The sequence below is a fragment of the Comamonas sp. genome, from assembly GCF_009360615.1.
Classification (GTDB): Bacteria; Pseudomonadota; Gammaproteobacteria; order Burkholderiales; family Burkholderiaceae_C; genus Comamonas.
Map to the genome: position 1 here is coordinate 99,032 of NZ_SPEY01000028.1, position 23,486 is coordinate 122,517.

20 protein-coding genes are annotated in these 23,486 nt (G+C 62.7%); 12 read left to right on the forward strand and 8 right to left on the reverse strand.

Annotated features, from left to right (window positions below; genetic code table 11):
- Position 1: 1 nt before the first annotated feature.
- The 3 genes from folD to E2583_RS10430 all read left to right on the forward strand — a co-directional run bounded on the left by folD (position 2) and on the right by E2583_RS10430 (position 3,976).
- Positions 2-856 (forward strand): bifunctional methylenetetrahydrofolate dehydrogenase/methenyltetrahydrofolate cyclohydrolase FolD, encoded by an 855-nt coding sequence (gene folD, locus E2583_RS10420; RefSeq protein WP_291595507.1) that lies wholly within the window; start codon positions 2-4, stop codon positions 854-856.
- 183 nt (positions 857-1,039) lie between these two features.
- Entirely contained in the window at positions 1,040-3,091 is a 2,052-nt protein-coding gene (locus E2583_RS10425; protein ID WP_291595508.1) for a M3 family metallopeptidase, read from the forward strand.
- A 192-nt stretch (positions 3,092-3,283) separates the two neighbouring features.
- On the forward strand, positions 3,284-3,976 hold the full coding sequence (locus E2583_RS10430) for a glutaredoxin family protein (protein WP_291595509.1): 693 nt from the start codon (positions 3,284-3,286) through the stop codon (positions 3,974-3,976).
- A gap of 118 nt (positions 3,977-4,094) precedes the next feature.
- On the opposite strand, the gene rpiA is transcribed toward E2583_RS10430, so the two are convergent.
- Positions 4,095-4,793 (reverse strand): ribose-5-phosphate isomerase RpiA, encoded by a 699-nt coding sequence (gene rpiA, locus E2583_RS10435; RefSeq protein WP_291595511.1) that lies wholly within the window; start codon positions 4,791-4,793, stop codon positions 4,095-4,097.
- 34 nt (positions 4,794-4,827) lie between these two features.
- Here rpiA and E2583_RS10440 point away from each other — a divergent pair, with 34 nt between their 5' ends.
- On the forward strand, positions 4,828-5,874 hold the full coding sequence (locus E2583_RS10440; protein WP_291595512.1) for a quinone-dependent dihydroorotate dehydrogenase: 1,047 nt from the start codon (positions 4,828-4,830) through the stop codon (positions 5,872-5,874).
- 101 nt (positions 5,875-5,975) lie between these two features.
- Here the strand turns inward: E2583_RS10440 and E2583_RS10445 are convergent, their stop codons facing one another.
- The 3 genes from E2583_RS10445 to E2583_RS10455 are packed head-to-tail and all read right to left on the reverse strand — an operon-like array spanning position 5,976 to position 7,090.
- Complete coding sequence (locus E2583_RS10445; RefSeq protein WP_291595514.1) at positions 5,976-6,350, reverse strand: hypothetical protein; 375 nt, start codon at positions 6,348-6,350, stop codon at positions 5,976-5,978.
- Position 6,351: 1 nt separating this feature from the next.
- Positions 6,352-6,747, reverse strand: coding sequence for a phage holin family protein (locus E2583_RS10450; RefSeq protein WP_291595516.1), 396 nt, complete (start codon positions 6,745-6,747; stop codon positions 6,352-6,354).
- Positions 6,748-6,778: 31 nt separating this feature from the next.
- The gene (locus E2583_RS10455; protein ID WP_291595517.1) at positions 6,779-7,090 is read right to left on the reverse strand and encodes a DUF883 family protein; all 312 of its coding nucleotides are present in this window, start codon (positions 7,088-7,090) and stop codon (positions 6,779-6,781) included.
- Between the two features lie 493 nt (positions 7,091-7,583).
- Here E2583_RS10455 and dsrO point away from each other — a divergent pair, with 493 nt between their 5' ends.
- The 5 genes from dsrO (at position 7,584) to E2583_RS10480 (ending at position 15,295) form a co-directional block, all read left to right on the forward strand.
- The gene (gene dsrO, locus E2583_RS10460) at positions 7,584-8,429 is read left to right on the forward strand and encodes a sulfate reduction electron transfer complex DsrMKJOP subunit DsrO (protein WP_367158592.1); all 846 of its coding nucleotides are present in this window, start codon (positions 7,584-7,586) and stop codon (positions 8,427-8,429) included.
- A 151-nt stretch (positions 8,430-8,580) separates the two neighbouring features.
- Positions 8,581-9,621, forward strand: a complete 1,041-nt coding sequence (gene nrfD, locus E2583_RS10465; RefSeq protein WP_291595519.1) for an NrfD/PsrC family molybdoenzyme membrane anchor subunit — start codon at positions 8,581-8,583, stop codon at positions 9,619-9,621.
- A gap of 108 nt (positions 9,622-9,729) precedes the next feature.
- Positions 9,730-12,906, forward strand: coding sequence for a tetrathionate reductase subunit A (locus tag E2583_RS10470; protein ID WP_291595521.1), 3,177 nt, complete (start codon positions 9,730-9,732; stop codon positions 12,904-12,906).
- A gap of 705 nt (positions 12,907-13,611) precedes the next feature.
- Positions 13,612-14,310: a hypothetical protein gene (locus E2583_RS10475; RefSeq protein ID WP_291595523.1), complete on the forward strand. Its 699-nt coding sequence runs from the start codon at positions 13,612-13,614 to the stop codon at positions 14,308-14,310.
- Positions 14,311-14,752: 442 nt separating this feature from the next.
- Positions 14,753-15,295 carry a DUF1697 domain-containing protein gene (locus E2583_RS10480; RefSeq protein WP_291595624.1) on the forward strand — a complete coding sequence of 181 codons (543 nt, stop codon included), beginning with the start codon at positions 14,753-14,755 and terminating at the stop codon, positions 15,293-15,295.
- Positions 15,296-15,358: 63 nt separating this feature from the next.
- Here the strand turns inward: E2583_RS10480 and E2583_RS10485 are convergent, their stop codons facing one another.
- Both E2583_RS10485 and E2583_RS10490 read right to left on the reverse strand, forming a co-directional pair.
- Positions 15,359-16,003 carry a DUF2625 domain-containing protein gene (locus E2583_RS10485; protein ID WP_291595525.1) on the reverse strand — a complete coding sequence of 215 codons (645 nt, stop codon included), beginning with the start codon at positions 16,001-16,003 and terminating at the stop codon, positions 15,359-15,361.
- Positions 16,004-16,144: 141 nt separating this feature from the next.
- The gene (locus E2583_RS10490; protein WP_291595527.1) at positions 16,145-16,540 is read right to left on the reverse strand and encodes a VOC family protein; all 396 of its coding nucleotides are present in this window, start codon (positions 16,538-16,540) and stop codon (positions 16,145-16,147) included.
- Between the two features lie 425 nt (positions 16,541-16,965).
- Between E2583_RS10490 and E2583_RS10495 the strand changes: the two genes are divergently transcribed.
- Together E2583_RS10495 and E2583_RS10500 are read left to right on the forward strand one after the other, a co-directional pair.
- Entirely contained in the window at positions 16,966-17,868 is a 903-nt protein-coding gene (locus tag E2583_RS10495; RefSeq protein WP_291595528.1) for a LysR family transcriptional regulator, read from the forward strand.
- Positions 17,869-18,036: 168 nt separating this feature from the next.
- Complete coding sequence (locus E2583_RS10500; protein ID WP_291595529.1) at positions 18,037-19,668, forward strand: ATP-binding cassette domain-containing protein; 1,632 nt, start codon at positions 18,037-18,039, stop codon at positions 19,666-19,668.
- Positions 19,669-19,747: 79 nt separating this feature from the next.
- Here E2583_RS10500 and E2583_RS10505 read toward each other — a convergent pair whose 3' ends face one another.
- Positions 19,748-20,158, reverse strand: coding sequence for a hypothetical protein (locus E2583_RS10505; protein WP_291595530.1), 411 nt, complete (start codon positions 20,156-20,158; stop codon positions 19,748-19,750).
- A 164-nt stretch (positions 20,159-20,322) separates the two neighbouring features.
- Here E2583_RS10505 and E2583_RS10510 point away from each other — a divergent pair, with 164 nt between their 5' ends.
- Positions 20,323-21,396: a linear amide C-N hydrolase gene (locus E2583_RS10510; RefSeq protein ID WP_291595531.1), complete on the forward strand. Its 1,074-nt coding sequence runs from the start codon at positions 20,323-20,325 to the stop codon at positions 21,394-21,396.
- Between the two features lie 420 nt (positions 21,397-21,816).
- On the opposite strand, the gene E2583_RS10515 is transcribed toward E2583_RS10510, so the two are convergent.
- The gene (locus E2583_RS10515) at positions 21,817-23,466 is read right to left on the reverse strand and encodes an AMP-binding protein (RefSeq protein WP_291595534.1); all 1,650 of its coding nucleotides are present in this window, start codon (positions 23,464-23,466) and stop codon (positions 21,817-21,819) included.
- Positions 23,467-23,486 lie beyond the last annotated feature (20 nt).

Genomic DNA, 23,486 nt, shown 5'->3' on the forward strand with positions numbered 1-23,486 from the left:
AATGACAGCCCAACTCATCGACGGCAAAGCCCTCTCCGAACAACTGCGCAAGGAAGTCGCCACACGCGCGGCAGCGCTCAAGGCCAAGGGCATCACGCCCGGCCTGGCCGTGATTCTGGTGGGCGACAACCAGGCTTCCCAGGTCTATGTGCGCAACAAGGTCAAGGCCTGCGAAGACGTGGGCTTCCACTCGGTGCTGGAAAAGTACGATGCCTCCATGACCGAGGCCGAACTGCTGGCACGTGTCGAGGCGCTGAACAACGATCCGGGCATCCACGGCATCCTGGTTCAGCTGCCCCTGCCCAAGCACATTGACGACCACAAGGTCATCGAAACCATCTCCCCCGCCAAGGACGTGGACGGCTTTCACGTGGCCAGCGCCGGCGCACTGATGGTCGGGGAAGTCGGCTTCAAGGCCTGCACGCCCTATGGCTGCATGAAAATGCTGGAATCCATCGGCATGAAGGATCTGCGCGGCAAGCATGCCGTCGTCATCGGCCGCTCCAACATCGTGGGCAAGCCCATGGCCATGATGCTGCTGGCCGCCAACGCCACGGTCACCGTCACCCACAGCGGCACCGCCGATCTGGCCGCCATGACTCGCCAGGCCGACATCATCGTCGCTGCCGTGGGGAAGGTTGACGTGCTCACTGCCGACATGGTCAAGCCCGGTGCCGTGGTCATCGACGTGGGCATGAACCGCAACGCCGAAGGCAAGCTCTGTGGCGATGTGGACTTCAACGGTGTCAAGGAGGTGGCCGGCTACATCACCCCTGTGCCCGGTGGTGTCGGGCCGATGACGATTACGATGCTGCTGGTCAACACCATGGAATCGGCAGAACGCGCCGCCGGCTGACCGCTCTTCGCCGCTCACGGCCACCTCCTCCCGGGCGCTTGCGCCCGAGGTGGCGAAGACCGGCGCTTGCTAGTCGTCCAGTCGCAAGCAGGCTTCTGACCGCAGGCTGACGCTATGAACGCGATAGCAATAAATACCCTGAGAGCGCTTGATTTTCCTGACCTCGCCGGCACCTAATACAGCATGAGCAATCCACTTCTCGAATCCTCCTCCCTGCCCCTGTTTGACCGCATTCAACCTGCGGACGTGGCTCCCGCCATCGACACTTTGCTGGCCCGTGCCAGCGAAGCGCTGGAGACCGTGGTTGCGCCGGAGTTCCCCGCACAGTGGGAAGCCATATCGGCCGTGCTGGACGTGGCAACCGAAAAGCTGGGCACGGCGTGGTCGGCCATCAATCACCTCAACAGCGTCGCCGACACGCCCGAGTTGCGCGCGGCCTACAACGAAGCCCTGCCCAAGGTCACCGAGTTCTGGACCCATCTGGGTGCCGATGAACGCCTGTACGCCAAGTACAAGGCCATCGCCCCGGCCAGCCTCAACAAGGAACAGCGCGCAGCGTGGGACCATGCCATGCGCGGCTTTGTGCTGTCCGGCGCCGAACTGCAGGGCGCTGCCAAGGAACGATTCGCGCAGATTCAGGCACGCTCGGCCGAGTTGGCCCAGAAATTCAGTGAGAACGCACTGGATGCCACCGATGCCTTTGCCTATTTCGCCCAGCTGGAGGAGCTGGATGGCGTTCCGTCCGACGTGATCGCCTCGGCCAGAGCCGCCGCCGAAGCCGATGGCAAGACCGGCTACAAGCTCACGCTGAAGATGCCCAGCTATCTGCCCGTGATGCAGTTTGCCAGGAGCAGCGCTCTGCGCGAGAAGATTTACCAGGCCTACGTGACCCGGGCTTCCGACCAGGCCGAGGGCGATGGCAAGCGCTTTGACAACACCGCCGTGATGAAGGAGATCCTCGCGCTGCGCCTGGAAGAATCGCAGTTGCTGGGCTACAAGAACTTCGGCGAAGTCTCGGTCGTTCCCAAGATGGCCGACTCGCCCCAGCAGGTCATAGACTTTCTGCGCGATCTGGCACGGCGCGCCCGTCCCTACGCCGAAAAAGATGTGGCCGATCTGCGCGCGTTTGCCAAGACCGAGCTGGGCATTTCCGACCCGCAGCCGTGGGACTGGGCCTTCATCGGCGAGAAACTCAAGGAAGCGCGCTATTCCTTCAGCGAGCAGGAGCTCAAGCAGTACTTTCCGGCCCCCAAGGTGCTGGCCGGCCTGTTCAAGATTGTCGAGACCCTGTTCGAGGTCTCCATCCGCCGCGACGAAGCGCCGGTCTGGAACACCTGCGTGGAGTTCTATCGTATCGAGCGCTCGACCGCACAAGGGCCCCAGCTGGTCGGCCAGTTCTACCTCGATCCACAGGCGCGCAAAGGCAAGCGCGGCGGTGCCTGGATGGACGATGTGCGCACGCGCTGGCTGCGTCCCGACACCCATCAGCTGCAAACGCCTGTAGCCCATCTGGTGTGCAACTTCGCATCTGGCGTGGACGGCAAACCCGCGCTGCTCACACACGATGATGTGATCACCCTGTTCCACGAAACCGGCCACGGACTGCACCACATGCTCACCCAGGTCAACGAACGCGATGTCTCTGGCATTGCCGGCGTGGAATGGGATGCCGTCGAACTGCCCAGCCAGTTCATGGAGAATTTCTGCTGGGAATGGGATGTGCTCAAGCACATGACCGCCCATGTGGACACGGGCGAGGCCCTGCCCCGCGCGCTGTACGACAAGATGATTGCCGCCAAGAACTTCCAGTCTGGCATGCAGACCCTGCGCCAGATCGAGTTCGCGCTGTTCGACATGCTTCTGCACACCGAACACAACCCGGAAAACGACTTCCTGGAGCTGCTGAACCAGGTGCGCGCCGAGGTGTCCGTGCTGCCATCGCCTGCCTACAACCGAATGGCCCACACCTTCAGCCATATCTTTGCCGGTGGCTACGCCGCAGGTTACTACAGCTACAAATGGGCCGAGGTACTGAGCGCGGACGCTTATGCGGCTTTCGAAGAAACCATGCTTGCCGATGGCTCACCCAACCCCGAAACCGGCCGCAGGTACCGCGAGTCGATACTGGAGGCTGGCGGCAGCCGGCCCGCCATGGAGTCCTTCAAGGCCTTCCGAGGCCGTGAGCCACGGATTGACGCACTGCTGCGCCATCAGGGCATGGGCCAGGCCGCCTGAGTCTTCTGGGGCCGCCTTCGGAGCGCCCTAGCGGGCGCTTTTTCATGCCGGCGACCTTCAGACATCGAGCCAGGACCGGTGCTGCACAACCCGGACAGCCCCCCCATGCAGGACACCGGGACATCCAGGTTGCAAGCTATGCTATGGCTCTGTCGTTCACGTCCTCAGACTACCTCGTTGAACAAGATTGAGATGCCACGATCTTTCATTGCACGGCCCCCGGCCGAGAAACCGATCTCCCGCAACGCCCTGCGACTGACAATGCTGGCAGCTGCGTTTGCCGCATTGGCGAGCGCTGCCAGCCAGGCCCAGAGCCTCTACCGCAGCGTGGGGCCGGACGGGCGGATCACCTATTCCGACCGGGCCATCAGCCCCAACGCCAAACCCAGTGGCGACGCAATGAGCGGTACCGACAACGCAGCATCTTCCGCCAACGCACAACTGCCCTACGACCTGCGCCAGACAGCAGCCCGCTATCCTGTCACCCTCTATACAGGCAAGGACTGCGAGCCCTGCAACGAGGCACGCAGCCATCTGCAAAACCGCGGCATCCCGTTCAATGAACGCACCATAGACTCGGGCAGCGACGTAGCGGCCCTCAGAAAAATCAGCGGACAGGACAGCCTGCCTTTTGCCACCGTCGGCAATCAGCACCTCAAGGGTTTTGGCGCCGACAGCTGGGACCAGTACCTGAGCGCAGCCGGTTATCCCAAGCAGCCTCAGCTGCCGAAAAGCTACAAGGCTCCGGCAGCCAGGCCCCTGACCGTACCGCCCCCCGCCGCAACCGAAACTGCCAGGCCCGCCGAGCGCCCCGCGGCACAGACCAAGCCCGCCCCGCCCCCTGGCACTCCCACACCCGACAATCCTGCCGGCCTGCGCTTCTAGACCTCAGGGCATGCAGCCAGACACGCTCTGCTTCTTGCACACACCAACCCAACTGCCATCACTTTCATAAAAAAAGCCACCGTAGCAAGCCGGTGGCTGTTCGGCAGCCGCTTGCTGCTCAGTATTCCAGCGTCTGCACGCCTTGCGCGGTGCCCAGCAGGCACACTGCGGCCTTCTGATGTGCAAACACGCCGACAGTCACCACGCCGGGCCACTGATTGACTTCGGACTCGAAGGCCAGCGGCTCTGCGATTTTCAGACCGCGCACATCGAGAATATGCTGGCCGTTGTCGGTTACCAGGGGCGAACCATCCTTCATGCGGATTTGCGCCGTCACGCCAGCGCCCATGGCCTCAAAGCGACGGGCGATCTGGGCTGACGCCATGGGAATGACTTCCACGGGCAGCGGAAAATGGCCCAGCACGTCCACGCGCTTGGACTCATCGGCAATGCAGACAAAACGTTGGGCCAGCGCTGCCACGATCTTCTCGCGCGTCAGCGCCGCACCACCCCCCTTGACCATATGGCCCTTGCCGTCGATCTCGTCGGCACCGTCGATATAGACGGCCAGGCGGGTGACGTCGTTGGCATCGAACACCTTGATGCCCAAGGCCTTCAGGCGCTCGGTACTGGCCACGGAGCTGGAGACGGCGCCAGGAATCCTGTCCTTGATGGTGGCCAGTGCATCGATGAACTTGTTGACCGTGGAGCCTGTGCCCACGCCCACAATTTCACCGGCGACCACATATTTCAGGGCCGCTTGTCCGACCAGAGTTTTCAGTTCATCTTGAGAAAGAGGTGCAGCAGATGTCGTCATGAGGGAAAATCCAGGTAATCCTGCGATTATCCCCATGTCTCTTATTCCTTACTCACTGACGCGTCCTATTCTTTTCGGCATGGACCCCGAAGCGGCCCACGACCTCACCATGAATCTCATGGCCAAGGGGCAAAACACCTTGCTCCAGAAAGCCTGGGCACAACCTCTGGTCAACGACCCCATCGAGCTTGCGGGTCTGCAGTTCCCTAACCGTGTGGGCATGGCAGCCGGCCTGGACAAGAATGCACGCTGCATCGATGCGCTCGCCGCCATGGGTTTCGGCTTTGTGGAAGTGGGCACCGTCACGCCCCGACCGCAACCCGGCAATCCCAAGCCCCGCATGTTCCGCATTCCTGAAAAGAATGCGCTGATCAACCGTCTGGGCTTCAACAACGAAGGCCTGGATGCCTTCCTTGCCAATGTGCGTCGCTCGCAAGTGCGCGCCAAAGGCGGCGCCATGCTGCTGGGTCTGAACATCGGAAAGAACGCCACAACCCCTATCGAGGAGGCCACCAGCGACTACATCAAGGCGCTGGACGGTGTGTACCCTCATGCCGACTACGTGACGGTCAACATCAGCTCGCCCAACACCAAGAATCTGCGTGCGCTGCAAAGCGATGAGGCGCTGGACGCGCTGCTGGGCGCTGTCGCCAATCGCCGTGAGCAGCTCGCCAGCCAGCATGGCAAGCGCACGCCGGTGTTCGTGAAGATCGCTCCCGACCTGGACGAGGAGCAGGTTGGCGTGATCGCCGCGACGCTGGAGCGCCATGGCATGGATGGCGTGATTGCCACCAACACCACCATCAGCCGCGATGCCGTCAAGGGTCTGCAGCATGCCGAAGAAAGCGGCGGCCTGTCCGGTGCACCCGTGCTGGAGGCCAGCAACCAGATCATTCGCCAGTTGCGCTCCGCTCTTGGAAGCCGCTTCCCCATCATCGGAGTGGGCGGCATCCTGAGCGGGGCGGACGCCGTGAGCAAGATCCGCGCAGGTGCCGATGTGGTGCAGATCTACAGCGGCCTGATCTATCGCGGCCCCGGGCTGGTCACCGAAGCCGCCCAGGCCATCGCCCATATGCACTGAAATTTCACTGAACCTGACCGAACCGGAGGCCTGGCCTGCTGGCCGCGCCAAAAGAAACAGCCCGTCCGGCATGCGCCTGACGGGCTGTTTTTCGGGAGCGTTCAGCCTCGCGTACGTTGCTGCAGCTTGAGAATCCAGGGCAGCGCCGCGCTGCCCCAGCGGATCAGCTTGCGCGGCCCGAGAACCAGGAGCAAGCCCCCCGCAGCTGCGGTTGCCAGCGGATGCAGGCGCACGAAGGACAACAGGCGCTCAGGCAAGGGAGCGTCCGCGTCCACATGCGGCGCCTCCGTGCTGCGCAGAGCCAACGCCTGGGCCTTGGCAGCCGCTCGAGCCTTGATGCGTGCACGCTGCTTGGCAATGCGCAGGAGCACCAGTTTCTGCTCGGCGCTCGCCTCGCTCCAGAGCTGAGCATCCATGCCTGGCGGCCTGGAGGACTCCAGCTCCGCAGAGCGCGGGTCGGGAGAGACGGTATGCATGCTAGATCCTCTCCTTCAACGCTTGCCAATCCGCTCTGAGCTCGCGCCGTGTCAGCCTGAAGGGACTGGACAGCTGCCTGACGGCTGCCAGCAGACGCCACAGGCCCAGGCCCCAGATCAGGAGCCAGCCCCCAACCAGCAGCCACGCCACCAGCTGGCGATGCTCGCTGTCCCAGAACTGCACGAGCACCGCGAGGGACAGGACAATGAGCACGACCACGGTGAGTGCGCCCAGCACGATGGCCAGCACTGCCAGCGCCTGCATGCTGCGCTTGTGCTGCTGCCATTCAAGCTGGGCCAGGTCAACCCGATCTTCGGCAGCAATCGCTGCCTCGTTCAGGTTGGCGCGCCAGCGCTCCATCAGGGAATCAAGACCCAGTAGCGAAATCAAATTCACAGGCGCTTGTCCTTCTGCAACGCGGCAATGCTCAACGACGACCCAGCATGAATCCCAGCAGAGCGCCGACGGCCAGCGCTGCACCGGCGACGCGCCAGGGTTCGTCGTGCGCGTAACGATCGGCCACATCGGCGGCTTCTCGCGCCTGGCGAGCGGCATCCTGAGCGGCACGCACGGCAGATTCACGCACATTGGCCATGCCGTCATCAATGCGCTGACGCAGCGCGCTGATTTCGGGAACCTTGTCCAGTTCACGGGCAGACAGCAGACCTCGCAGATCGCTGACCAGTTTTTCCAGATCGTCTTGGGCAGTGGAAACGGCGTCGGAAACAGAGCGTGACATATCGGACCTTTCAATGTGACGAAATTGGAATATCGCATGCACTGGGCAGTGCACCAAGATAGCTGCGGAGCAGCAAGCATCAAGGCCGGCCGCTCATAAAACTTGCAGCATGGGGACATCTTACAGAAAACATGCCGCTTTCAAGAAATTCGCGCATCCGCAGCACTGTCGGACAGCAACGGAACAGCCCGGTCCAGGACGGCAACGTGTTGAAGGCAGCCCGAAATGGGGGCCGCAACCCCGGATTGCATCTGATTCGCCCTCCATTGCTTAACAGTTCATTAATCAAGTGCCGGCATGCTCTGCAGCCAGTCGCTCTGTTGCGGGTTTTCCATAGAAAAAAGGCCTGAACAAGCGAAACCTTGACTCAAATCAAGCGAGGCAGAGCCAGGCATTCATATAGTAGAAGTCGAATAAAAAATAGTATTTATATACTTTTTTTAAATAAAGCATCGATATTTCCGATGCCAGCGCGACGATGAAAGCCAGGTCCATGCCACTTCATGAAAGAGAACTCCCGAACTGCTCCGGCAGCAACTCGGTCTGCGCCTGCAGCCCTCCCCCCATTGCCCGAACCACTCCGAAGGCAGTGACTACGCCCACCAAGCGCGGCTTCTTGCAGGACTTGATTGCCATGGCCACCAGCCTGGGCCTTGCGGGCAGTGCCCGCGCCGCATTGCCCGGGGACCCTGCATTCCAGCCCCCTCGTCGCCCCGGCATGGAAGGCAAGCGCTTTGGGATGCTGGTCGATATGCGCAAATGCATTGGCTGCCAGGCCTGCACGGTGAGTTGCTCGGTCGAAAACCAGCCCCCTATCGGCCAGTTTCGCACCACGGTGCTGCAGTACGAAATCGACCAGGCCGGCGACACGGCGGCCGCCATGGTCAGCCTGCCGCGGCTGTGCAACCACTGCGACGAACCGCCTTGCGTGCCCGTCTGCCCGGTGCAAGCCACATTTCAGCGCACCGACGGAATCGTTCTGGTCGACAACGAGCGCTGCGTGGGCTGCGGCTACTGCGTGCAGGCCTGCCCCTACGATGCGCGCTTCATCAATCACGAAACACAGACTGCCGACAAATGCACCTTCTGTGAACACCGCCTTGAAGCCGGCCTGCTTCCCGCCTGCGTGGAGAGCTGCGTGGGCGGTGCGCGCGTGATTGGCGATCTGAACGACGCACATAGCGAAATCAACCAGCGCATCAAGGCTCACAAGGACGAGATCAAGGTCCTCAAGCCCGGCATGAAGACCCAGCCGCATGTCTTCTACATCGGCCTGCCCGATGCGTTCGTGAACGGTGTCGATGGCCAGGCCACCGTGAGATTGGTCGTCCACTCCTGAGTCGCGTCGCGCCTCGCCGCCCAATCGCTGCTCGCAGGGGAAACGGATCTCTCGCTGCGGGGCTGCCCTTGCCCGGAGTTGCCGGGTCAGTCCATGCAATGCAAGAAACGTCCACCCCGACATATCAAGAAAATCAAAAAAGGACTGTCAGATGCACATCATCGAACTCCTGACCCCGGCCTATGAAGCGGCCTGGCTACCCTGGGCCGTGCAGTATTTCTTTCTCGTCGGTGTGGCCACGGGCGCCGCATTGCTGACTTCGGTCTGCACGTTCGGCCCACCCCGGGGCCAGCGCCAGCGCCTGCTGCCTACCGCCATACTGGTGCTGGCCGTGAGCGCCATTGCCGCCCCTGTGGCTTTGCTGGCCGACCTGCACCAGCCTGCACGCTTCTGGCATTTCTATGCCCACCTCACTCCCTGGTCGTGGATGAGCCTGGGTGCCGTGCTGATGCCCACGTTCGTGGGGCTTTGCGTGCTGATGTGCGCGCTGTGGTGGCTGGGCAGGCACAAGCTGATGCGCCTGCTGGCGCCTGTGCTGCTGCTGTCCACCATCAGCATCGTGGCCTACACGGGTGCCGAGATCATGGTCGTCCGCTCGCGCCCGCTGTGGAACACGCCATGGGTGCCGATCAACCTGGCACTGAGTGGCTGGCTGGCCACCGTAGGCATGGGCTTTGTGCTCTCGCGCTTTCTGCCGCGGGCCTTGCAGCCCGATGCGGCAACCCTGCAAGGGCTGCGCACGCTGGGCCTCTGGCTTGCCACCGGCCTGATCGCCAGCGCCCTGACCTGGGGCGTTGCCGGCATCGCGGGACAGAACCCCTCCTTTGACATGGCGGTCCGCCTGTTCAAGGAGTTCCCTGTCTGGCGCATCTCCATGCTGGGATCGGCCGCGTGCGGTGCCGTCGTGGTGGTGGCGCTGATGCGTGGCGAGCATCGTCTTGCAGCCAAGGGTTACACCCTGGTGCTGGGAGCCGGCCTGGCGGCATCCGCCTGGGCCTTCCGCTGGGCGCTGTTCATGGGCGTGCAAGGCGTGCCCAAATTCGGCGCAGGGCTGTATCTCTACCGCATGCCTCTGGGGGGGGAAGGCCTGATGGGCATGCTGGGTATGGCTGGCCTGTGCGTGGCACTGGTGGCGATGTCCACCTGGGCGCTGGAAACGTTCCCGGCCCGCAAACCTGCTGTTGGCGCTTGAAGACTCAAGCCAAATAGGCCTTTACCGTAATACAGGCAAGCGCCAGCAGCCATCAAAACCTTAGAAGCACTGCTGCGCTTGCCCTTCCCTCAAACCAAGGGCAAGACCATGACTGACCAGAAAATCACCCCTGAATCCACCCAGGATGCCAACATCGCCAAAAGACGTCTGCTGCTGCGCGGCGGCGCCGTGGCTGGTGGCCTGGCGGCTTTTGCCGCGGGCTATGGCGAGACCGTGGCCAAGGGCGCCAAAGGCCTCATCACCGGCAGCTCGGGCAAGCGCCCCCTGAGCGCCACGCGTGGCAACTCGCTGACGCCAGAATTCCGTATCGACCCCGTCACCGGCCAGCTCTCGACCCAGCCCGGCCAGGTAGTCAGCCCCTCGTCATGCCTGGGCTGCTGGACGCAGTGCGGAGTACGTGTACGCATCGATACCGCTGACAACCGGATCATCCGCATCGCCGGCAACCCCTATCACCCGCTGGCCACGACCCATCCTGCTCCCATGGAAACACCGGTGCGCGAGGTCTATGCCATGCTGGGCGGTGACAACGGTCTGGAAGGTCGTGCCACCAGTTGTGCACGGGGGGCGGCCATGCTCGAGCATCAAAAAGCCCCGCACCGCGTCCTCCAGCCGCTCAAGCGTGTGGGCCCACGCGGCTCCGGCCAGTGGAAGAGCATCACGCTCGAAACGCTGGTACAGGAAATCTGCGAAGGAGGCGATCTCTTCGGCGAAGGTCATGTGGACGGTCTCGCCGCCATCCGCGACGTCGACACGCTGATTGATGAAGCCAACCCCGAATATGGCCCCAGGTCCAACCAGCTGCTGGTGACGGAAGCCGCCAACGAGGGCCGCACCCCGCTGGTCAACCGCTTTGCCAAACAATCGTTCGGCACCATCAATGTGTCCAACCATGGCTCGTACTGCGGCCAGACCTACCGGGTGGGCACCGGCGCGGCACTGGGCGATATGGCGGGCATGCCCCACGGCAAGCCGGACTGGAAGAATTCGTGCTTTGGCCTGTTCATCGGCACCTCGCCAGCGCAATCCGGCAATCCCTTCCAGCGTGTGGGGCGCGAGTTGGCCGAAGCGCGTTCTCGCGGCGAGAACACCTATCGATACGTGGTGGTCTCGCCCATGCTGCCGACTTCATCCAGCCATGCGGCGGGTGAGAACAACCGCTGGTTGCCCGTCAAACCCGGCAGTGACCTGGCACTGGCCATGGGGCTGATCCGCTGGATCATCGACCACGAGCGCTATGACAGGCAGTTCCTGAGCCAGCCCGGCCCCGAGGCCATGGCGGCCGCTGGCGAAGCCAGCTGGAGCAACGCCACCCACCTGCTGATCAACGAGCCCCAACATCCGCGCTACGGTCAATTCCTGCGGGGCTCGGATATCGGCCTGCCCATGCCCGAGGCCGTGGACGGGAACACACCAGCCGAAGACGTCTTTGTGGTGCAGCTGCCCGATGGATCGCTGGCAGCCCACACGGTCGCCACTGCCGCAGAACTCATCGTTGAGCGCAAGTTCACGCCTCGAGAAAATGCCGACTCCGCCGAAGACCCGGCCCCGATTGCCGTCTGCACCGCCTTTGTCAAGCTGCGCACCGAGGCACACAGGAAGACTCTGGAAGAGTATGCGGCCCTGTGCGGCGTGCCGGTCAAGGAGATCGAGGATCTGGCACGCGAGTTCACCAGCCATGGCAAGAAGGCCGTTGCCAACTCGCACGGCGGCACCATGAATGGCTCGGGCTTTTACACCGCCTACGCCATTGCCATGCTCAACAACCTGATCGGCAATCTGAACGTGCGCGGTGGCTGGGTCATGGACGCCGGCCCTTTCGGGCCCTTCGGCCCCGGCCCGCGCTACAACTTCGCGCAGTTTGAAGGGGCGGTCAAACCCCGGGGCGTGGCCCTGTCGCGCACCCGGTTTCCCTACGAAAAGACCAGCGAATTCAAGCGCAAGAAGGACGCCGGCGAGAACCCCTACCCCGCCAGAGCGCCCTGGTACCCCGCGCCAGGAGGCCTTTCCAGTGAAATGCTGGCCGCCGGCATGCTGGGCTACCCCTACCCGGTCAAGGCCTGGATCAACCACATGAGCAACCCCGTCTACGCCATGTGCGGCTTCGAAAATGCGCTGGCCGATGCGGTCAAGGATGTGAAAAAGCTGCCGCTGTTTGTCTCGGTGGACCCGTTCATCAACGAGACCTCGGCCCTGGCCGACTACATCGTGCCTGACACCGTCACCTATGAAAGCTGGGGCATTGGCGCACCCTGGGCCGACGTGGTGGCCAAGAGCAGCACCGTGCGCTGGCCCACGGTGGAGGCCGCAACCGCCAAAACGGCCGACGGCCAGGTCATCAATTTTGAAAGTTTTATCTTTGCCGTCGCCAAACAACTCGGCCTGCCCGGCTTTGGCAAAAACGCCATGTCCACCAAAGATGGCGAACCACTCGACCTCGAAAACGCCGAAGACTTCTACCTGCGCGGCATGTGCAATATCGCCTACCAGGCCGGTAAGCCCGTGCCCGAAGCCAGCGACGACGATATTGAAATCACTGGCCTGCAAAAGTGGATGCCCTCGGTGGAAAAGCGCGTGAAGCCCGAGGAAGTACGCCGCGTTGCCATGGTCATGAGCCGTGGCGGCCGCTTTGACAAGGTCGAAGACGCCTGGAAGGGCGAGCAACTCAAGCTGCAGGCCAGGTTCCCGGCCACCTTCTGGCACGAAGGGCTTTCCAGGATGCGTCATTCCATGACCGGCGAGCGCTACAGCGGCTGCCCTACCTGGTATCCCGCGCGCCTGGCCGACGGCTCGGAGATGCGTGCCGTGTTCACCGAGCAGGAATGGCCGCTGACCATGACCAGCTACAAGTCCAATCTGATGAGCAGCATGTCGATTGCCGCCGCGCGTCTGCGCCAGGTGCACCCGCACAACCCCGTGAGCCTGAACAAGGCCGACGCGGCCCGGCTGGGAATCGCCAATGGCGACGCTATCGAGATCAGCACCCCAGGTGGCAGGCTTCAGGCTGTGGCACTGGTACGCGCCGGTATTGCGCCGGGCGCAATCGCAATCGAGCATGGCTACGGCCACAAGCAACTGGGCACCGTGGCCCACAAGGTGGACGGCCGGCCCACCCATGCCAACCCGCAGCATGGCAATGGCGTGAACCTCAATGCCCTGGGGTTTGCCGACCCAACCCGTGCGGAGAAAGACAACGTCTGGATCGACTGGGTATCGGGAGCCGTGGTCAGGCAAGGATTGCCAGTGAAGGTGCGCAAAGTCTGATGACGGCTTGACACTCCGGCGAGCGATCGGAACGAAAAATCCCATCGCTCGCGCCCGCGAGAAGACGCCAGACACTCCCGGTGCGGTCTTGAACCGGGCGGCAGCAACTGCATCCGCCACGGATTGGCTTGCGGCCGTGACCATGCGAGCCTGGCCCCCCCGCAATGGGAAGTGAAAACCTTTCCTCATCCGCAGACGAGCATCTGCGTCTCCCGTCAGTGCGAGCCGACCGATCATGAATGGAGCAAATACTGCGCCCCCCGGAGTGACTCGCAAAGAATTGACAAACAGAAGGCCCCCGCATGGACATCCGAGATCCACGGCCTGCAGAGATTTCTCTTCATGAAGAGCGCACATGCAAAGCATGCCTGCAATTGAATCACGACATTGCTCTGAAATTTACACTTTGAAACATCACCGGAATCTTCCGGCTTCACTTCATTGTTGATAGCAATTAAGTATTGAATTTCAATAAATTATAAAAATAGCACACCCCGTCTGGCGCATGCCAATACCTGCCCGAACAAGGTATTTCTGTTTTCAGCCGGGCTGCGGAAACTGCCATTAACCGAAGGAACGTTTTGGAACAGACATCTCCAGGCCAAAACGCGAGAGCGGCTGGCACAGATCATTGGCCCGCGGCACATGGTCTCGCGCCTGGAACCTCCCCGGTGGCCCGCGAACTGGCTATTCAAAGGAATGATCATGAAGAACTCTTCGATTGTGATGGCGGTTGTTGCGTTGGCGGGTGTGGCATCCGCTGCAGCCAGCAGCTCCAGCCTTGCTGCAACCAACACGGGCACGAATGCCGCGTCGGCCACTTATTCTTCGGCAGCCAGCTCCGGCACCGGCAGTGCATTGAGCCTCAATAGCGCAACGGCAGGCGCTCAGGCCGGAGGCTTTGGTATCAGTACAGGCACCACCGGCTCCTGGGGACCCGTGGCCTCGGGCCACTCGAATGTCGGAGGAAGCGCATTCACGACGGGAACCGTCACCAGTCTTGCCGCCACCAGCGGGGACGGTGCTGCCGGTGGCTATGGAACTACCAACGCCAATGCGCACTCCGATGTGGGCAGCAACTACCTCGGCTACGCTCCGGGCAGGCTGGTGAGCGGCGGTGCAGGCGGCTACGCCAACTCCAGCACCCAGAATGTGGCCGGAACAGCGTCCATCGGCAATGGCATTGCAGCGGTGAACAGCACGGCCCATACCAACGCCTACTTCGGAGCAAACTCGCAGGCGTTATCGGGACCGGCCGGAACCTCGACCAGCAATCACTCCGGGGCCGCCTCGGTGGGCAACGCCAGCACGAGCGGCTTCAGCCTGGGAACGGCCATCGGCGGCTCCAACGGCGGTGGCACGTCGGGCAATGCCTATGGGTGGGCGAACTCGGCTGCCAATTAGTCAAGGCCGGCGGCTCCCGCTGCACTGCCCCCGAGCCGGGGCCTTCAAGGCCGAGGCACGGGAGCAAGCCAGGATCAGAAGATAACGACCAGCAACGACACCTGCAGGGGCGGCAGCAGCCGCAGTGCCAACGGCCCCGGCTTTGGCGTCGGCTTCGGAACGACCTGGACGGACGGGCATTACAAACGCCTGGAAATGAGCCGCAAATTCTGGAACAAGGCATCAAGGCCGCTTCCCTGGCCATGGACTGCATGGACCCCGCCGCTCGCGTGGCACTGGACATCACGGGTTCGGTGCGCCGGCCGTCCATGACCGCACGGGAGCGCCACGGCCAGCACAGGCCGGAGGCCTCGGTACAGGACAGCCCCCTCCCGAGGCTTGCGTCAGCAGGCCCGAGCATAGAGGCAGGCCCACCGTTCAAGATCCAGCCCAGGTTTGTCACCTGCCCGTCTATATCGCTCTGCTGCGTGCCGTCCATGTCGGCAAAAGCGGCAAATTCCCCATGGCCCAGCTCAAGTCCCTCTGTGAAGCCGAAGGCTTCGCACAGGTACAGACCTATATCGCGAGTGGCAATGTGTTGCTGGAGGCGGATAACAGCGAGCCGCAGCTCAAGTCGGCATTGACGCGGCGCCTCAGCGACCATGCAGGCAGGCCCATGGACGTCTTTGTGCGCACGGCCCGGGAGATGGCCGAGGTGCTGCCGGCCAACCCTTTTGCCAATGCCCCGGGCAATCGCACCGTGGCCATCTTTCTCGTCCAGGCACCGCCGGCAGATGCGCTGTCCCGGGTCAGCGGCTGCAAGGACGAGCAGCTTCAGCTCGGACGGCGCGAAATCTATGTGGCTTATCGCTCTGGGATGGGCTGCTCCAGGCTAAAGATCCCTGTTGCAACCCAGGGTACGGCCAGAAACATGAACACGATTGCCAAACTGGTCGAGATGGCCGCTGCAAGACAGCAAGCTCCAACCGGTCCGCGCCACCGCTGAGACCGGCACCAGCCGAGCCGCACTCGGCAATCCGACCGGCCCGCTCCGCATGCATTGACCACATCAGCATTGATCCGACAGGCCGCGGCTGCTCATGAGCGCATAGTGCTCGGCTGCCGGCACGGGCTTTCGCGCGCTCGAACGCACACTGCCCTGCCGCGTGAAAAGAAAGGGATAAAAGCTCAGACAGGCATCGTTGCCCATCTGCGCCACCTCGGCTTGCCAGCCTTCCCAGCGCAAATCACGGTAGAAGTCGCGCAGCGCCTCGGTGAAAGCCCATTGCACAAAAGCCGCATGCCCGATTTCCAGCGATTCCCAGGCCCAGGTATCCGGAGCCAGGTAATGGACAGCACCCAGATCTTCACCGAGCGCTCCGCCGTTGATCGCAAAGAATCCGCCCACCGCATCGTCGGCTATCAACAAGAACCCCCTACTACGCCCGCGATTCCAGCTCGCGAGATCGCGTGTGAGCCTGGCATGCCCGCAGCCCAGCATTCTGAGCCAGCCTCCGTCGACCAGGATTCCTCCGGTTCCATGTGCGACTGCCCCGAGCGGCGAGCGCGTCGTGACCTGCAATGCCAGCAACACGGAGTCGCTCTGCGCCGAAGGAGGAAGGCACTCCACAGGAATGCTCGCATCCTGCGCCCAGGCCTGAATCAGCGGCAGAGCCGGTTCGTCACGCTCCAGAAGCTCCGCCAATGCACGCATCGATTCCTCATGAAGAAAAGCAAACAATGTCGACATTTTGACACTGAGCCTGCCCGTCCTCAGTCGGGCTGAACACGGCAGATCAATGCCGCACTCGACCCAGGCTTGATTGCGCATTCGCTTGAGCCTGGGTCTGGGCCGCTAGCTGGCCTCCGGCAAGCTCTGGATTGGCTGTACCGGCTGAATGCCAGCCTGATTCAGACCTATGGTGCAGCCAAACGGATCGAGCAACATGGCCACAACAGCGCCAAGACTGGTAACGATCGGGCCACGGAACAAGACTGCTCCTCGTCGCTCCAGTTCCTGCCGTGCCAAATGCAGATCATCCACCTCCCAGTAAACGGTTGTCCCGCCGGCTCCGCCTGGGCACTTGCTATCAAGTGGGTGGAATCCGATCAGACATGCCGGCGTGCTGATGAACGCATAGTGATGATTCTCATACTGCACCTGCACCTGAAACAGTTCGGCATACCACATGGCTGCAGCGTCGATATCAGGGACAAACAGCACAACGGTTTGAATTTGCTTGAACAACATAAGCTCTCCAAGACTCTCTGACACAGCAACCCGCAATGTAACGCCGACTGGGTCCTGCCTGACAAGAGGATTGCTGTCATCACCTCCGCGCTTCTGCCGTAAGCGGCAGCCCTTTGAAAGCCGTCTCGCAATCCTCTTCAGCCGCCATTCAGAGGCACCCTGAACCCAGCCATCACTCGCGCCTCGGCGCGCTCCAGCCAACCCCGGACTCGTGCCAGCCAGCGCTGTGCGCTGGCCTGCCCAGATCCTGCAGCTTCGAGCCCGTGCTTGGGCACAGCTGCAGTCCTGTCATCCAACGCGTCATAGCCCGTCTCAGGGTGTTCAATTCGATGATTTTTCATGGTCGGCCAATGGTCTTTGTCCCCCAAGCATCTGTAAAGTTGAATGATCTGACCATTCAGATCAGAAAATCTGATTCAATACCCATGCGAAACCTGAATCTCGACCAGTTGCAGACGCTGATTGCCATCGCCGATCTCGGCACCTTTGCCGCGGCAGCCCAGGCGCTGCATCTGGCGCCACCCACGGTCAGCCTGCACATCAAGGAGCTGGAGACACGCATGAACGCCACGCTGTTGCTGCGCGGCAGGCGCCAGGCAGAACTGACGTCGGCCGGCCAGGTGCTGGTGCAGAAAGGACGCAAGCTGCTGGAGGCCGGCGACGACCTGATCGATGAGGTGCAGCGCCATGCAAGCGGCCGCGCCGGCCTGGTCAAGGTAGGCGTGTCCGCCGGGGTCAACATCCGGCTGTTTCCGCTGATGCTCGAGTCCCTGAGTCGTCACAGCCCCGGCATAGACATCAGGCTGGAGGCCGTGGGCTCGGCCGACTCCATGCAGCGCCTCAAGGCAGGAACGCTGGATATAGGTCTGGTCGCCAGCCCACAGGCAGAGACGGCAGAGATCACGCTCATGCCCTGGCGTAACGATCCCATGGTGGCTCTGTTGCCCGCAGCCTGGACGGTCCCTGACCGCATCAGCCCCGAATGGCTGGCAAGCCGCCCCTGGGCCTGCTTTGCCTCCGCCACGCAAATGCATGGGCTGATCGCTGGCTGGTTCGGCCAGGCCGGCCTCAGCCCTCGCCCCTTCATCGCCCTGACCTATACCGAAGCGCTCAAAAGCCTGGCGGCAGCCGGTCAGGCTGCGGCCCTGTTGCCGCTGGAGGCCATGGAAGAGCAGCAGCAACTGAGCAGCGTGCAGATACGACATCTCTCACCCACCTTGATGCGCCCCATGGCCATCGCCCATCGCCAGTTGCCAGCCCTGAACCCGGCGGTCGCCAGCGTGCTGAAAGTGCTGGCGGAATTCGGCAATCAGCCACGACTTGCTTGACCTCGGCGCCGCACTGCCTAGAATCGATCACTCTCACTTTCCAACGAGGCTCTTCACCCATGCGCCATTGATGCCGCCGTCTGACTGACGGCCACCATCCCTCCTTCCTTTCGCTGCCACCGTTATACGCAGCCGGGGATGTTCGGCATCAACTCATCGCATGGTTCTATGACAGAAGCTCACCTGACGCTGCATGGCGTCTCCTACACGCTGCCCAATGGGCGGCCACTCTTTTCCAATCTGTGCTGCAACTTCGGCTCTCTGCGCTCGGCGCTGGTGGGCCGCAATGGCGTGGGCAAGACCGTGCTGGCCCGCATCCTGGCCGGAGAGTTGTCTCCCGGCTGCGGCAGCGTGACGCGTGCGGGCCGCATTCACTATCTGCCGCAGAACCCGCTGGCGTCCCGTCCAGACCTGAGTCTTGCTGCGCTCGCAGGCCTGGGCGGCACACTGCAGGCACTGGAGCGTATTGAACAAGGCAGTTGCGAAGCCAGCGATTTCGAACTGCTGGCCGAGCGCTGGGATATACATCAGCAGTTTCAGACGCAGCTCGAGCGGGTCGGCCTGCCCCGGCTGTCACCGCAAACCCCTGCCAGCCGACTCAGCGGCGGTCAGGCCATGCAGGTCGCTCTGCTGGGTGCACAGCTGGCCCAGGCCGATTTTCTGATTCTCGACGAGCCCAGCAACCACCTGGATGCTGCCAGCCGCTCTGCCCTGGCGCAGCAGCTGCAGCAATGGCGCGGTGGCCTGTTGCTGATCAGCCATGACAGAGTCTTGCTGGAAATCATGGACTCTGTGGCGGAACTAAGCGCCAGCGCAATCACCGTCTACGGCGGCAACTATTCTTTCTATAGAGAAGTCCGGCAACAGCAAAGCCGGAATGCAAAAGACGAACTGGCACGACTCAAGCTGGAGCGCAGCCGCGCCGAGCAGGCCTTGCGCACGCAACAGGAACGTCAGAGTCGCAGGCAGGCTCGCGGTGAAAAACTGGGCAAGAACGGCAACCAGGCCAAGATTCTGCTGGACGCAGGCAAGGAGCGCGCCCAAGCTTCAGGCGGCAAGCTGGCGACCCGGCAGACCGCAGCGCGTGAAGCCCTGAACCAGAGTGTGCGCGAGGCCGCCCTGGCGCTTCAGCGCCAGGTGGACTGGCAGGCCGAGAGCATTCACTGGCATCTGCCGCAGGGACTGACGAACCTTGGAGATCGCATAGTGGCAGAACTGCGCGAAGTGCAACTGCCTCATGTGGCAAGGCACTCACCCCTGAGCCTTGTGCTGCGCGCCGGTCAACGCATGGCCATCACCGGGCCCAACGGCTGCGGCAAGTCCACGCTGCTGCAACTGCTGGCCGCTCAGCTGCAGCCGGTGTCGGGCGAATGCAAGCTGAATGTGACGCATGCCGTGCTCGACCAGCATCAGAGCCTGCTGCAACCCGCATCGTCGGTACTGGGCCAGTTGCTGGCCGCGAGCCCGAGCACGCCCGAGTCGCTGCAGCGCATGCGCCTGGCACAGCTAGGGCTGGACGCGCGCCATGTCGACCAGCCCACCGGACAGCTCAGCGGTGGTGAACGTCTCAAGGCTGCCATGGCCTGCGCGCTCTACCGCGATCAACCCGCTCAATTGCTGCTGCTGGACGAGCCCGACAACCACCTGGATCTGCCGTCCCTGCAGGCGTTGGAAAGCATGTTGTGCCAATACGCGGGCACGCTGCTCATCGTCTCCCACGACGCGATGCTGCTTCAGGCTCTGGAGTTGACGCACCAGCTGAACTTTGCCGCCGGGACATGGGCATTGACAGCACTCTGACCGCTGGAGCCGGCTCGGTCCACCGCCGCGCATCCAGCCTGCGGGCTCGCACCTGCCCCCTTGTTTCGACTTCAGAGCTTCAGGAGGTCTTTTTCCAGTTCCTGCCGTCCGTGGAACGGTAATCACCTCCCGTGGCACAGCAGCCGCCTGCGCCAAAGGCCATGCGCCCCAGCGTGACCGAAAGCACGCCGGCCTCATGCCGGATGGACTGCCTCTGGCAGGAGGTGAAGAAAGGATATGGCTCGGGGGCCAATACCTTTTCCCAGCGGACCTCGTCTTTTTCCAGAGGCTCCACGAGAAAGACCTCGCAGTCATGGACCAGCAGGAACACCGGCTGGCCTGCCAGCACACCTTTGAAAACCTGCTCCGGCGGCGCGTCGCGCGTGGCCTGGGCCTGTCTGCTCAGCGGTGCTGGTTGCTCGGAGAAGTCACAAGCTGCCAGCGCTGTCAGCGCCAGCAGCAAAACAGTCTTCAAAGACCTTGGCATCATGGAAGCAGTATGCCAGCTGCTTCGGAAGTTCCCCTCAGACAACGCCGCCTGAGCTTGCCGAGCTGCGTTAGGCTATGCGCCTGGGACTGCGGCCCTGGCAAGCCGGAACCCGTGCAGCAGTCACTCCCGTCGATTTCATGCTCACAGTGCAAGGAGAAGATCTCATGAACAACAGAATGCCGCGCATCCGCCCCTCACTGGCCGCACTGCTTCTGGCCACTTCTGCAACCGCCGCCACCACCAGCGCCTGGGCCTGCACCCGGCTGGTCTACCACGGTGTGGACGGCCAGGTCATGACGGCACGCTCCATGGACTGGAAGAGCGACATCGTCAGCAATCTCTGGGTACTGCCGCGCGGCATGGAGCGCAACGGACAGACGGGCCCGAACACGCTGCGCTGGAAGTCCCGATACGGCAGCGTCATCACTTCGGGCTATGACATCTCGACCACGGACGGTGTCAACGAAGCCGGCCTCAACGCCAATCTGCTCTGGCTGGTGGAATCGCAGTACCCGGTCTTTGATGCCAAGAGCAAACCCGGGCTGACCATTGCCGCCTGGGCGCAATATGTGCTGGACAACTTTGCCACCGTGAAGGAGGCCGTGGTCGCGCTGGAGAAGGAGCCCTTCACCATCGTCTCGGACAATGTGCCCGGAGAGAACCGCCTGACTACTTTGCATCTGTCCATGTCGGACGCCAGCGGCGACAGCGCCATCGTTGAATACATCCAGGGCAAGCAGGTCATTCACCATGACCGCAAGTACCAGGTGATGACCAACTCGCCCACCTTCGATCAGCAATTGGCGCTCAACAGCTACTGGCAACAGATCGGCGGCACGACCATGCTGCCGGGCACCAATCGCGCAGCCGACCGCTTTGCACGCGCCTCCTTCTATGTGAACGCCATTCCCAAGGACCCCAATCCCAACAAGGCACTGGCCAGCGTGTTCAGCGTGATCCGCAATGTCTCGGTCCCGTACGGCATCAGCACCCCCGATCAGCCCAATATCTCGTCCACCCGCTGGCGCACGGTGTTTGACCACCAGCGCAAGCTGTACTTCTTCGAGTCAGCGCTGACCCCCAATACCTTCTGGGTCGACCTCAAGGCTCTGGATTTCGATGGAAAAACCGGCAAGGTCCTGAAGCTGGATCTGGGCACGGACCAGAGTCATACGTATTCGGGCAATGCCACGGCCGAATTCCGGCCCGCCCAGCCTTTTCAGTTTCTGGGCATCTGAGCCAGTGCCTTGATTTGTCCCGCCTCGTGCATTGGCTGACCCTTTGTGGCTCTCCAGGGCTCCGCGATCGGGCCGACAGGGTCTTTTTTGAGTCCCATGCAATGGGTGCCTGCGCGCTGGGCCCTGCCCCTGCGCCGGAACACCGGCGCGGCGCCGTCCTGGCACTCACCGCTCGATGGCAGCCCCGGGCACGGATCAGAACGCATGCTTCTGAAAAACAGGCCGCCCAGTGTCCTGGTGAAGGCTGGTTGACAGTGCGTGCATGGTGCACCGGCTCCTGCGACAGGGCCCGGCAGACCGGCGCATCAAGTCCCTGGACGTCCCATGCCGGCACAAGGACCATCGCATCCGCCGTCGGGCTTGTTGCCGGAAGGCCAGCCATCGCGCAGGCCAGCGCGACCGCCCTCGTTCTCCCATGAGTCATTGACAGGACAAGGTGCGCAACTGCTGTTGGCGCGCTAGCTCCTTGAGACGGTATTTCTGCACCTTGCCCGAACCCGTCAACGGAAAAGCCTCGCAGATGAACCAATGCTCTGGCGTTTTATGGGGCGCGATGTGCTGGCGGCAGAACTGCCTCAGATCCTCGGCCGTGCAGACGTCTGCACCGGGTTTGAAGCGGACTGCCGCTGCCACCCGCTCCCCCCAGTGCGCATCGGCCATGCCGAAGACCGCCGCATCGGCCACCACAGGGTGCTTCATCAGCACGCCTTCGACCTGCGCAGGGTAGATATTCTCTCCGCCGCGAATAATCATGTCCTTGAGCCTGCCGGTGACGCGGCAATAGCCGCGCTCGTCCATGACACCGAGGTCGCCCGTGCGCACCCAGCCGTCGCCGAGCAAGGTCTGGGCCGTGGCTTCTGGCTGCGCGAAATACTCCAGCATGGTCTGATAGCCACGCGCCTGGATCTCGCCCTCTTCGCCCACCGGCAGGACGTCTCCCAACGGCCCTGTGATGCGAACCTCGACATGCCATAGCGGCTGGCCGGCAGTCTGGGCCTTGTCCTGGGCACTGTCGTCAGGGGCGGTCTGGCAAACAATGGGGCTGAGTTCGGTCTGGCCATAGACAGTGACCAAATCACAACCCAGCTCGGCACGTACGCGCTCGGTCAGCGCCACAGGCACGGGAGCGCCGCCAGACATGGCCAGCTGAAGACTGGAGAGATCATAGGTTCGGGCCCTGCGCTGCTCCAGCAGTGCGAGCAGCATGGTGGGCACGCCACTCAAGCGCGTGCCACGCTCGTCCTCGGTCGCCTGCAAAACCAGGTCGGGTTCAAAGGTCGCGACCAGCACCAGCGTGGACAACGTGGTGACACAGCCAAGCACACTCATCACCGAGCCTGCGGTGTGGAACAGCGGCATCGGGCAGATATGCACATCCTTATGCTGCAGAGATCGTGCGGCCACGAAACATGCATTGGTGACCAACCCCATGTGGTGCAGCAGTGCCCCCTTGGGCGCTCCCGTGGTGCCCGAGGTGTACTGGATCTGTGCAGGGCCCCGAGGATCCACCTCGGGCAGGCGGCCTTCGCGCGGGCTCTTTCGCACCCGCGCAAGCCATCCACTGAGGCTGATGACATCGACTTCGCCCTTCACCCCGTCGGCAGCTGTCCGGGCCATGTCCACCATATCGCTGCCGCGAAACTGGTCGATGTGGAACAAGGCACAGGAGCGAGACTGGCTCAACACGTATTGCAGCTCCGGTGCGCGCAGCGCCGGGTTGGCAGTGACCAACACCATCCCGGCCAGCGATGCACCGTATTGCAAAATCACCCATTCGGGAACATTTGGCGCCCACAGGCAGATGTGCTGCCCAGGGTGGTAGCGCTGCAGCAGCCAGTGTGCGCAGGCCGTCGCGTCGTCCAGCAGCTGCGCATAGGTCCAGCGTCTATCGGTCGCTCCGGCCCCGGTCAGCGAAGTCCAGGTGCCGGGCATTTTCTCCACCAGCGCCCATCGCTCAGGCGCTAGCAAGGTCGCTTCACGCAGCGCCTGCCCTTCGGTGATGTCCAGCACCTCGCGCGAGGTGTCTGCGGGCCAGTAGGATGCCTTCAGCGGGATTGATGGCTGGGCCATGCAGGTCTCCTCCGTCAGTG